The organism is Streptococcus halichoeri (genome assembly GCF_019774635.1).
Classification (GTDB): Bacteria; Bacillota; Bacilli; order Lactobacillales; family Streptococcaceae; genus Streptococcus; species Streptococcus halichoeri.
In genome coordinates this window covers 156496-168413 of the sequence record NZ_CP081502.1, presented here as the reverse complement: position 1 = coordinate 168413, position 11918 = coordinate 156496, and the positions used below count along the sequence as shown (strand labels likewise).

The 11918-nt window shown below is 44.5% G+C and carries 9 protein-coding genes and 1 pseudogene; 5 read left to right on the top strand and 5 right to left on the bottom strand.

Going from position 1 to position 11918, the window contains the following annotated elements; all coding sequences use genetic code 11:
• Positions 1–102: 102 nt before the first annotated feature.
• The gene (locus tag K5J94_RS00840) at positions 103–1572 is read right to left on the bottom strand and encodes an FAD/NAD(P)-binding protein (protein ID WP_221913191.1); all 1470 of its coding nucleotides are present in this window, start codon (positions 1570–1572) and stop codon (positions 103–105) included.
• 545 nt (positions 1573–2117) lie between these two features.
• On the opposite strand from K5J94_RS00840, the pseudogene K5J94_RS00835 reads away from it, so the two are divergent.
• Positions 2118–3005, top strand: a pseudogene (locus K5J94_RS00835) (SSURE domain-containing protein); the annotation flags it as partial.
• A gap of 328 nt (positions 3006–3333) precedes the next feature.
• Here the strand turns inward: K5J94_RS00835 and K5J94_RS00830 are convergent.
• Genes K5J94_RS00830 through K5J94_RS00815 form a run of 4 tightly spaced genes read right to left on the bottom strand, consistent with a single transcriptional unit; the run spans position 3334 to position 6275 of the window.
• On the bottom strand, positions 3334–4095 hold the full coding sequence (locus tag K5J94_RS00830; protein WP_221913186.1) for an ABC transporter permease subunit: 762 nt from the start codon (positions 4093–4095) through the stop codon (positions 3334–3336).
• Complete coding sequence (locus K5J94_RS00825; protein ID WP_159591775.1) at positions 4092–5000, bottom strand: ABC transporter ATP-binding protein; 909 nt, start codon at positions 4998–5000, stop codon at positions 4092–4094. The genes K5J94_RS00830 and K5J94_RS00825 overlap by 4 nt, the downstream gene beginning before the upstream one ends.
• Positions 4997–5206, bottom strand: coding sequence for a PLDc N-terminal domain-containing protein (locus K5J94_RS00820; protein WP_231700360.1), 210 nt, complete (start codon positions 5204–5206; stop codon positions 4997–4999). The genes K5J94_RS00825 and K5J94_RS00820 overlap by 4 nt, the downstream gene beginning before the upstream one ends.
• Entirely contained in the window at positions 5184–6275 is a 1092-nt protein-coding gene (locus tag K5J94_RS00815) for a helix-turn-helix domain-containing protein (protein WP_221913184.1), read from the bottom strand. Before K5J94_RS00815 ends, K5J94_RS00820 begins: the two co-directional genes overlap by 23 nt.
• 363 nt (positions 6276–6638) lie before the next feature.
• Between K5J94_RS00815 and K5J94_RS00810 the strand changes: the two genes are divergently transcribed.
• From K5J94_RS00810 to kdpF, 4 genes are all read left to right on the top strand, one after another.
• Positions 6639–7508, top strand: coding sequence for a CPBP family intramembrane glutamic endopeptidase (locus tag K5J94_RS00810; RefSeq protein WP_231700359.1), 870 nt, complete (start codon positions 6639–6641; stop codon positions 7506–7508).
• Positions 7509–7879: 371 nt separating this feature from the next.
• Complete coding sequence (locus K5J94_RS00805) at positions 7880–10513, top strand: sensor histidine kinase (RefSeq protein ID WP_221913182.1); 2634 nt, start codon at positions 7880–7882, stop codon at positions 10511–10513.
• 1 nt (position 10514) lies between these two features.
• Complete coding sequence (locus K5J94_RS00800) at positions 10515–11228, top strand: response regulator transcription factor (protein WP_159547983.1); 714 nt, start codon at positions 10515–10517, stop codon at positions 11226–11228.
• 606 nt (positions 11229–11834) lie between these two features.
• A complete protein-coding gene (gene kdpF / locus K5J94_RS09655) occupies positions 11835–11912 on the top strand; it encodes a K(+)-transporting ATPase subunit F (protein WP_159544635.1) in 78 nt (25 codons plus the stop codon).
• Positions 11913–11918: the final 6 nt, after the last annotated feature.

Sequence of the window (11918 nt, the reverse complement as noted above, 5' to 3'; positions counted from 1 at the left end):
GAGGCGGGTAATGCTAAAGGGATTAAAGGCCAAGAATCTACATGCCCAGGCTAGGTTACTTTTGCAGTTTGGTTATGATCTGCTTAGTCGGGCTGAGACTTGCTATGCTTTTTTTCTGTATTGCTTGCTATGAGCGGACTGCACAGCTCGCTCAGCGATTTTTTGGATCTTAATAGTTGAGTTGTTTTGGTAAATAACGCCGTTGATGAGGGCGCCATGCGCATATAAGTTTGGTGTTAGTCCATATTTGGGAGAAATGACCTGGGCTGTTGCAGCTAGGACACTGAGTCCCTGAGTACTGTCAATTTGCACCAGCTGTTGGTCAATCAATGATTGCAATAAAGGGCTCGCTCTTTTGAGATTTTTCTCGTTTAGCTGATAGCCTGTGGCGTTGATGATTCTATCCACATAGAGAGTTTGGCCTTTTCTTGTCCTAAGGCTAAAGCCCTTGCCAGCTTGTTGAATCGTAGTTACTGACTCAAGCATTTGCAGCTGATTGTGACTCGCACCGGTGAGGATGACGTGGGCAGAAGGCTCAGGCATGGGATTTCGCAAATTCACGATGGCCTTATGATAGGTTTTTTGGTAGATTTTGCGATCAGATAGCGACATCAAAGGCCAAAGATCAGTCAGCCAGTCAACCACTCGATTGGCCACTTGTTGTAAACCATCAAGCGGCTCTGCATTTTCTAAGGATAAAAGTAAACCAGCTATCCCACGCGCCAGATACTGCCTAGTAGCACTTTGCCAATCGGCAAAACCAAGTGCCTCTAGCTCTTTTTCGAGCAGCGCCTCAAAGCTGGCAAGATCAAAGCAAGTTTGCCCTTGATGTAGGAGTTGTTTGAGTGCTTTATCGGTTAAGAATTGCCAATGGATGGCCTGGCTCTTAAGTATGCGCACCGTTGGCAAGAAGTTAGAGCGAGAAAAAGCCCTAATGTGGGCTGAGGTATTGAGCAAGAGCCACTTGATGACATCCACTGCCGCAAGACCCGTCCCAATCACCGCTACTCTTGTCTCTTGCCAATCTAGCTTAGCGAGTCCTTGAATAGGATAGGGGTCACTGATGTAGTTGGGCAGACCCGCCAAACCATAAGGATCCATCACCGGCAAGGCCCCACAAGCAAGGTGGATGACATCAAAAAGCGGCTCAAAAGGCCCATTGTCAAGCCTCAGCTGCCAAACCCCAATATCTGGTAAGTAGTGCAAGTCTTGGACCTGCTGAGTGATGACAGTGACGGGTAGACTTTGGATTAATTGCTGCGCCCGTTCAGTCATATAGCGCCCATAAAGGGCGCGTGCTACATAACTGTCTTTGGTGTCGAGCTGATGTGCCGTAAGCCAAGCTGTAAAATCCGCCATTTGCTGATAATCAAAAGAAATCGCATCAATGGGCGAATTAATTAAAGCCGATGCATCATCTTGTTGAAAAGGAATTCCCCGGCCAAAATGCTCAGCATCATCAAAGCAAAAAATCTGCATCTGAGCAAGTTCTGTAGCAGAAAGGCGCGATAGTGCCAGCAAAACAGCCAGCCCACTAACTCCCATACCAATAATACCAATCGTTTGTTTCAATCCCCGAGCCCCCTTTTTACTATGATAGCATAAAAACCAGAGCAAGCAGATCATCAAGCCATCAGAAAAAAAGAATTTTCTCCCAAACTGTCACAAACGTCTCTCTAAAAACATACTAGCTACCAGCAGCATACTTGAGTAAAGAAAGGCGTTACTAGTGCTGTTAGCCCTTGCTTTTGGGAAAAAGTAGCAAGCTTAGTAGACGTTTACCCTAATAGGTCATAAGTTTACTCACCCTGATTAGACTTAGGCAATTAATGAAGTCATAAGCCTTAATTAAGAATTGCTTAATAAATGCTATAGAGTTACTTAAGAAGTCCTTGCTAAACTATAGTCAAGAAAAAAGAAAAGAGGACTTCAACATGACTCAAGCGAAAACTTCATATGTGACAGATAAAAAAATAGGCCCTGGCTTGACGGGCGTTCTTGTGACAGCTAGTGCGGCTTTCTTAATGACCGTGGCACAGCCTGCAATCGCTGAGCAAAAGATGGATATGGGCTCAGAATCAAAAATGATGATGACAACGATGATGCAGGACCAAGCGACTGATAAAGACGTCAAAAAAGCGGTGATGATGCTAGCTGATGACATCAACGTCCCTGGTGCTTATCTAAAGAATGCACAATTCCCTGGACCTTTCACAGCTGGTGTTAACCAAGTCATTCCGTTTGAGAATTTTGGTGGGGACGGCATGCTAACTCGCCTCTTATTGAAATCAGCCAAAGGAGCTGCTTGGTCTGATAATGGCAGTGCCAAACATGAGGCCCTAGCACCCGTTGCTCATTTAGCAAAAGGCATGTATTTCTACCAAGTCAAACTCACAGGAGAAACTGGTAAACTACAAGATATGGCTTTGCTAGATCAGCTCAAAATGAACGGCATGAAGACCTATAAAGCCATGGTTTTAGTCTATGGTGCTAAAGATGGCAAAGCTGACATGGCAAACCAAGTCGCTAGTAAAGATGTCATGATTACCCTAAATCACGACACCACTGACCAAGAAGTCAAAGAAGGCGTGAAGACAATGGTTGCTAACAAATCAGAAGTGCCCGTAAAATACCTCAAAAAGGCAAAATACCCTGGACCTTTCACCGCTGGTGTTAACCAAATCATCCCACTAGAGAGCTTTGGTGGTGATGGCATGTTAACCCGCCTCTTGTTGACATCATCTAAGGGAGCTGCTTGGTCTGATAATGGCAAAGCTAAACACAAGGCACTGTTACCTGTCAAAGAATTAGAAAAAGGTCGTTATTTCTATCAAGTCCAGCTAGCAGGTAAAGAGGGCAAACTCCAAAAGAAAGCCCTTTTGAAAAAGCTAAAGGCAAATGGCAAACACAGCTACAAAGCCACGGTTAAAGTCTATGGTGCCAAAGAGGGTAAGGCTGATAAAAACCAAGTCATTGATGAAAAAATGATCACCTTCATGGTTAAATAGGCAAAAAACCAAGTCCTACGTTGTTGCACCAAAAACTCATGCTAACTTAACTCCTAACACCGACATCAAAAACGAATGATAGCAGCAGGTCGCACTGACCTCACCTAGCCTCATTCGTTTTTTTATTTTGTGGTTTTTTCTGCGGCAAATGTGCCATCAACCATCAGCTTTTTTGTGACTGTCAGCCGGCTGCTTGAGCTTGGCCTAAAGGAGCCTGGTTTTTGCGAGCTAGTCGCCTTAGACCATTGTCATTGTAGGCTTTGCCGCTCAGCAATTAGCCATCGGCTTAAAGGTCCGGCCTCCTGGGCTTTTTTCTTGTGGCCTTTTAGATGTCAATGTGTCTCAATCTCACAATGGCCAGCCAAAGCGTGACGAAGATAAGGGCAGTTAGGATTAAGCTTGGTATGAACAAGTCATGGATGCTGGTGCTTCCTGTTAGGTAGCTGCTTTGATGTTGCAGCAAAAGCAATGGATTGTAATCTTTGGTTAGTTTAAAGTAGCTGCTGATAAAGCAGACTACAATCACCGCAAGGATACCAAGGAGGACACCACTTGTTTTTCGAAAAAAGGCAGAAAAAAACAAAATCAAACTGATGAGAAACTCCCCAACCAGCCAAGAAGCTGCATAGACCAGCAGCTTGTCTTGCCCACGCCCATTGAAATAATAGAGAGTGTAGCCGTAGTGAATAAGAGAACCTAGGGCATAAGCCAGACTCCAAAGGCCTGTCATCATGATGAATTTTGCCATGATAATAACAGCTTTAGAAAGCCCTTTGGTAATCAGATTAATCAAAGTACCTCTCATCAGCTCCTGCGTCAGACTACCACTAAAGAGCAAGACCAAAATCAACAGTCCCAGCTGATTGATGTTTTTAAAGTATTGGTTATAAGAATCAAGATAGGTCGGATCAGGGATGGCTTGCGCCACGTTTTGGGGGAGCAGCTTGGCCATGATTTCAGGCATCAGCACTGCCGTCAGAGGAGCCAGGATACCAAAGGCGGCAAACGTAATCAAAAGGCTAAGTGCCTTATGTGTTCTCAGGTTTTCTAACCATTCTTTCTTGAGCATTATAGGCAGGGTTGTCATGCAATCACCTCCAAGTAGAAATCTTCTAAGCGCTGATCCCTAACTTCTAGATAAGTGGGAAAGATGTTTAGCTGTAGTAGAGTCTGATACAGCTCGTTCAAAACGTTTTTGGCTTGACCTGTTTGGTCGACTAGCAGTTTGGCTTGGTAGTGATTGCCTTTCTTGCTTAAGGGGATGACTTTTGTTAATTGCTGCGCTTGCTCACTTGTTAGGGTCAATAGGACCCGGATGTGGTCTGGTTTGGCTGTTTGGTCTTTGGCTTCTTTTAATTGCTTTAAATTATAAATGCCTTGTTTGGTTAGCACTAAGACCTCATCGCAGATTTTTTCCACATCAGATAGAATGTGGCTGGAAAAAAGCACGGTCTTCCTACCACCTAGACTTGCCAGAATGTCTAGGATGTCTTGTCGTCCTTTTGGATCAAGGGCTGAGGTTGGTTCATCACAAATCACGATTTTGGGATCATGGATGAGTGCTTGGGCCAACCCTAACCGTTGTTTCATCCCCCGCGAAAAGGTCCCAATCTTGGCTGTGTTATGGTTTAGACCAACCGCCTGTAAGAGGGTGTCAACGTCAAGTGCCTGTCCCTTTGTAGCTAGGCTGGCGCAGAGCTCAAGGTATTCAGCAGCGGTCATATAATCGTAAAATTCGGGCAAATCCGGCAAGTAGCCGATGTTTTGATTGGCCTTGGTGTGACCAAAAGCAACGTCTTGGTCAAAGATCTTAATGGTTCCTGCATCACTCCTTAACAGGCCAAGAATCATCTTGATAGTTGTGGTTTTACCGGCACCATTTGGGCCGACAAAACCATAGATTTTATTTTCCTCTAGCTCAAGTGATACCTGATCGAGAATCACCTTGTTCTTAAAGGCTTTATGGAGATTGGTGATACGGATTGCGGTCATTGTCTTTTCCCTTCCAGTATAAAAAAGATAATCGGTCCAAGGATGTTGCCAAGGCAAATGACAAGCACCCAGGTAGGCTTATTGAGATGCGTAGTTTGTGGTAAGCGTCTGAGTTTTAAAAGGGCAATCACAATCAAAATCAGCTGTAAAGCAAATAGTGGGAGAAGTAAGGGTAATAAATGACTAGGAATCTTGGTGTGGATCATCTGAAAGCTCCTTTTTAAGCGTGGCGATTTGTTGCAAGTGTTTTTGAAAGGCTGGCGCGTGGTGCAGGACCTTAAATGCCGGCTGAGTCAGGCTAGCTTCTATCTGCTGGAGCAGCTCTGCTTTATGTAGAGGGGGCTGCGTGCCCATGGGCAACTGGTCTAGCCAATCACTGATGGCATAAAAGAAAGCATCACCATGTAGTTCAAAGCTTTGCAGGAGATTTGCCAAGGCTTTCATTAATTGGTCTAGGCAAGCTAGTGCCTTGTCAGGCTGTTCAGCACTATAATAAAGGGCTAAGGCATAATAACTTTTGATAGCTGTGCTAGGGTGTAAGCTTGTGATCTCAAAGAGCTGCATGAGCTCTTTGAGCCGCCGGCTGATAGTTATTTGTTCTTTGGTATCATCATAAGTTAATAAGCTTGCTAGATACTCACAAAGCAGGAGAATCTGCTGGTAAATTTCGACTTGAAGCACTTGCTTGGCCATTGCGGTATTGCCTTTAGCAGCGTAGCTATGAGCCAGTAACAATTCTTGGCCCAGCTTATAAGGCCGATCCTGATAGAGCCTAATGATGTCATCGTAGGCTTGTTGTTGAAAGAGGATGGCTGCTTTTAAGGCTATGGCTGCCTGGAGATCAGATTCGAGGCTTGTTTTTTTAATGATGCGATTGAGCAGATCCAGTGCCCAGTCCTTACTATCAAGCTGGCTGAAGTGGTTTAGAGCCAGTTGAACCAGCATCAGAATGACCTTGCTATCATGGAGGTGCTGTTTGGCCAAAAGCTTGAGATTTGTGAAAAAGTTTTCTTCGCTTAGTTCCTGACCTTGCTTTTTAAGTTCTTGGAAGAGCTGCTTGCGCGCCTTGGCGGAGAGTATGCTATTAAAGCCAACGAGCTCATCAAGTGACATGTCAAAGAGTCTGGCTAAGTGAATGAGGTAATCAATATCGGGTTTTGCTTGGTTATTCTCCCACTTGGAGATGGTTGATTTGGTTAAATTCAGATAAGCACTGAGGTTTTCTTGGGTCATGCCCAGCTTGAGTCGTTCTTGGTAAATGGTATCACCAATCATGTTAATGCCTCCTGTGAATCGTTTGTTATCCTTAGTATAAGGTTTCTTTTTGCGAAATTAAAGTTCTAATTAAGAAACGTTTTGGTCCTAAGGTTTCCTGATTAGAAAAGAATACCGCCCTAAGCCTAAAAAATGGCTATTCACTGGCAAGCTAGTACTAAGAAATCATCACAATAAAAAAGTTTAAAGGGCGCCGACAAGGCGGCCTGAGCTTGTTTGGTCTAGGAGAGCTTGGCCTGATGGTAACCAGGTTTGTCGAACGCTGCTGTAAGAGGTATACTAAAAAGTGTAACCTAATGGAGGTTGTTGTGTTAAACTGTTTGACAAGCAGCGTCTGTATCTGTAAAAGAAAAGGAGTGAAATATGCTACGTCTTAAAGAGGGGAGAACCCGTGTGTTCCCTGCAAAAAAATGCTATCTAGGTAGTCTAGCTGCGCTCGTTATTTTGATCCTAGCCCAAGTGGTGAGTCAACTATTAGAGGCGGGCTTGGAATGGCTCCATCTGCCTGCTTTTATCGCGCTAGCTTTGTCAGGTCTAAGCTATATCGGTTTGACCTATTCCTTGTTAAAAGTCCTGGTTCACGTGTATTTAAAACGCGATCTAGCGGCATTTGGTCTAGGTCCCTGCTTGATGCAAGGGAAATGGTTGCTGGTAGGTCTCCTCTTGCCACTCCTGGTCAGTCTGGTTTATTTTCTCTTACCAGGCCACTTTTACTGGGCCCATAAATCACTGCCTGAGGTCTTGACGGTGCTTAGTCGGGGCATCTTTTTCACTGGATTTGGCGCTGGTTTTGTGGAAGAAATGGTCTTTCGCGGCCTTATTATGACTCTGATTAGGGACAGGTGGGGCACGGTGATCTCTATCTTTCTTCCTTCTTTCTTATTTGCTTTGCTTCATCTCATTGGTGAGAACTTTACGCTCATCAGCCTTGCCTTGGTCCTCCTATCTGGGACGGTAGTCGGTAGCATGTTTTCCCTCATTGCCTATGAGGGAGGCCATGTGTGGAACAATGCTCTGGTGCATTCCCTCTGGAACAGTGTCATTATTAGTGGTATTATCGGCATTTCACCGCACATTGATTCCTACAATATTAGCCACTATGTACTGGAACCTTCATCCATTTTGCTAACAGGGGGCCAATTTGGCATTGAAGCATCGCTCATCGCTTTGTTGGCCTATAGTAGCGTGGCCCTTTATGCCTGGTTAGCCCTGCGGCGTAAGACTAAGCGCTAGCATTTTTGTGACTGTCAGCCTGGCTGCTTGGGCTTTAGCTGTGCTAGTAAGCTTTGGTCCACACACTGGCTCATAAACACAGGACCATAATCTCTAGAAGGCCTTTTCTAGAGGTTTTTTTTGATGGTTCAGGCGGATAAGAAAAGCAAAGCTAATCAGGTGGAGTAGGGGAGAAGTTTGACAAAAATGCTAAATAGCTGTAACCTGCTCAGCGGCATTTGTCAGCTCCTCTAAGGTCGTTCTTGGTGGGAAGGAGGTGAGGAATGTGGACCTAAAATACTGAGAATTTACAGAAAAAAAGAAAAACGTGCTACAATAGAGTCGACAAATAGCCAGGATAAGCAGTGCTTAAAAAGTGTTAAGGAGATGCCATGTCCACAGGAAAGTTAAAAATTTATTTTGGTTATGCCGCCGGTGTTGGCAAGACCTATGCCATGCTTGAAGGTGCTCACGCCGCCAAAAAGGCCGGCTTGGATGTGGTTTCAGGCTATATTGAGCCACATGATCGCCCAGAAACCATGAGATTGTTAAATGGCTTGGAGCAGTTACCGCCCAAACGCTTGATCTACAAAGGCATCACCCTGCATGAGCTGGATATTGATGCCGCTCTCAAGCGGCACCCAGATATTTTGCTCGTGGATGAATTAGCCCACACCAATTGTCCGGGGTCGCGCAATAAAAAAAGGTACCAAGATATTAAGGAACTGCTGCATGCCGGCATAGACGTTTACACTACTGTCAATGTTCAGCATATTGATAGTTTGAATGACGTGATTGAAAACATTACGGGAATTGAGGTCAATGAACGCATTCCTGATGCCATTTTTAATCAAGCAGACAAGATTGAATTGGTCGATATTGCCCCTTTAGATTTACTAGAGCGGTTAGATGAAGGAAAGATCTATGGCAAGTGTCAAGCTCATCGTGCCAAGCAACATTTTTTTAAAGAAGAAAAGCTAATTGCACTAAGGGAGATTGCCCTACGTAAAACGGCCGATCAGATTAATCAAAGCGTCATACGATCTGATACCGTCAACAAAAGCATCACTGCCAAAGAGCATGTCTTAGTTTGTGTGTCGTCCTCTCCTTATGCTCGTCACGTGATTCGGGCTGCTTCGCGCCTGGCTAGTGCTTTTATGGCGGATTTTACAGCCTTATATGTCGGCAGTTTGGACGAAGAAGGCCTTGAATCAAGCTCTGATACCCATCTCCAGCAGAATCTTGAGTTAGCAGAGCAATTAGGTGCTAATATCTCGCTAGTCTACGCTGAAAATGTCTCAAAAGCGATTGTTGACTATGCCAAGGTAAGCCACGTGACCAAGTTAGTGGTCGGAAAGAGCATTGACAGAAGGTTTTGGCCGCAGGAGAATCTTGTTGAGGTTCTCAGCCAAGCCGCTCCTGACCTGGATATTTTTGTGATTCCAAATGCCAGAGGTAAAAAGGTAGGCGATGGTCTAAAGCCTGCCCGGAAACGCTCACTTTCTAGATGGCAGTTTTCCATGAGTGATTTATGGAAAACGTTGATTTCCTTAATTGTTGTGACAGTCATTGGACTTTTGTTTCGCTACTGGCAATTTAGTGTGGATAACATCATAACCATTTATATTTTAGGTGTGCAGATCAATGCTGTTTGGACCAAGGAGAAACTCTCAAGTGTTATTTCTTCGATTCTATCCGTGCTTTGCTTTAACTACTTCTTTACCTTTCCCTACTACACTTTTCAGGCTTTTAGCCCCAACTACCCGATTACCTTTATGATTATGCTCATGGCTGGCTTAATTACCTCTAGCCTGATCAATAGAGGGCAAGAACAAGCCAGAATTTCGACGGAAAAATCCTACCGTACAGAGCTTTTGCTCCAAACCAACAAGGCCTTATCACAGGCAGCTAACTTGCCAGATATTCTAGAAGCAGTAGCGGTGCAGATCCAAAAACTGCTTGTGCGTGATGTTGTTATCTATTCCGTATCACAGGGCACCTTAAACCAAGCTCGCTATTTTCCAAGCAGTCACTCCACGCAAACTTTGCAGAGTTATGACCAGCAAAAAGAGCGCGGTGTCGCCGAATGGGTTTTGCATAATAATAAGCGCGCTGGGGCAACCACCAATACCTTGTCGGCTGCGCACTACCTGTACCTCTCTATTCAGGGAAAGGACCAAGTCTTTGCCGTGATTGGGATTTTAATGGCAGGTAAACCAGCACTTGATGCTTTTGAAAAATCAGTTCTTCTTGCTGTTTTAGGCGAAGCCGCCCTAGCCTTAGAAAAAGAAAACTTGCGCGAAGAGCAACAAAGCATCAGACTAAAAATGCAAAAGGAGCAGCTGCGGGCAAATTTATTAAGGGCTATTTCCCATGATTTACGCACACCCCTAACAAGCATCTCCGGCCAGGCCCGCCTCATGATGGAGGCCGCAAATCCCTTAGAGAGAGCCCAAATGGTCGAATTAGCCACCTATATTTATGATGACGCCATGTGGTTGATTAATCTTGTGGAAAATCTGCTGTCAATTACCAAGTTAGATGGTGACGTTGCGTTAACCTTAAGCACCAATGTTTTTGAAGAAATTGTTGAAGAAGCCTTAAAACATATTGATCGGCATGTCAGCCAGCATCATTTTCAGGTGCATTTGTCCAAAGAACTTCTCATGGCCAAGATGGATGGTGCCTTGATGGTCCAGGTCTTGATTAATATTATTAACAATGCCATTAAATACACCCCTCCTGGCTCAGCCATTACCCTAACTACAAAACGCCGAGCTAAGAGTATTGTTGTTGAGGTGGCAGATGATGGTCCTGGGATTAGTGACTCAGATAAGCAGAAGATTTTTGAACTTTTTTACACGCCTGGCCAAAGAGCTGTAGATGCTAAACGTGGTCTTGGCATTGGCTTATCCCTATGTAAGAGCATCATCACTGCCCATGGTGGGGTGATTTATGCCCGGGATAACCAGCCAAAAGGTGTGATTATTGGGTTTACCCTACCTTTAGTGGAGGTGATTGTTTGAGATGATAAAGGATAACATTAGCATTTTAATATGTGAAGATGACCCCTCAGTCAGTAAATTGTTATCACTGACGATGGAAGTTGCAGGCTACCAGTATGTCGCTGTACAAACGGGTCAAGATGCCCTGCGTCACATTGTTTCCCAATTGCCAGATTTGCTGGTGTTGGACCTTGGTTTACCCGATATGGACGGACGAGCAATCATTGAGAAGGTCCGTGGCTTTTCCCAATTGCCAATTATTATTGTCAGTGCTCGCGGAGAAGATAGTGAGAAGATTTTAGCTCTTGATGCTGGAGCAGATGACTACCTGACCAAGCCTTTTAGTACAGACGAACTGCTAGCCAGGGTGAGAGCTAACATTAGACGCTTTCAATTTAGCCAACAACAAGGTGAGCTTAAGGCTGAGCAAACGGAGTTTGTGAATGGCTGGCTGCGCATTTACTTCCCGTCAAATAGTGTCTTTGTTAAGGACGAGGCCGTTCATCTAACTCCCATTGAATACAAGCTGCTCTGTCTCTTATCAGATAATCTTGATAGGGTTTTGACGTATCGTTTTATTGTCAAGGCCATCTGGGGCTACTATGAGGAGGATTTTTCAGCCTTACGTGTTTTTGTAAATACGCTGCGCAAAAAGATCGAACTAGGACCAGAAAGCCCAAGACTGATCCAAACCCATATCGGCATTGGCTACCGCATGGTCAAATTAGAAGCGTAAACTTTTTTCCTGCCATTTTGCCCTTTGCTTGGCCTGTGTGTTTGGCATCTGCTGGGCCTTCTGCGCTCTTTGCCATTTTGCCTTTTGCTTGAAAGCTCAGCTTGTTCACTTCTGCTGCAGGGGGTTTAGCTATTTTGAGCTTTTTAGAGGTGAGTTGGCCTGCTCACAATTTTGAGGCGCTAAGGCGCCTTTTTTGGCGCAAGCAGCAAAAAGGCTGTGCTTGGCTATTGCATAAAAACGTATCGCGAGGGTCTTGACTGTGACAAAGCTCAAGACAGCAGGGCCTAGCTTTTTTTAACCAAGGCCTAACCTGTAGACAGGTGAGGGACTAATTGCTGATGAGCGCGCGTGCTCTGCCACAGTCCTTTGCCTGGTCACAGGTTTTTTTAGTAGCCTTATCTTTATACTATCTTTAGATAGTCTCCTTGATTTTTACACTAGATTTAGATGTTTAGTGCTAGAATGATGGCACACTAAAAGGGGGTGTCGCTTATGTTAGATAGTTTGTTGGTGTTAGCTTTTATCGGCTGTGTTAGCACCATGCTGATTTTGATTGACTGGTGCGACCAACATATTAAAGAAGATTAGAAAGAGGCTTTGTCAGAAATGCTTATTTTAGGATTTATCGTTTTCATATTAGTTGCTTATCTCTTTTATGCTCTGCTCCATCCAGAGAAATTTTAGGGGGAA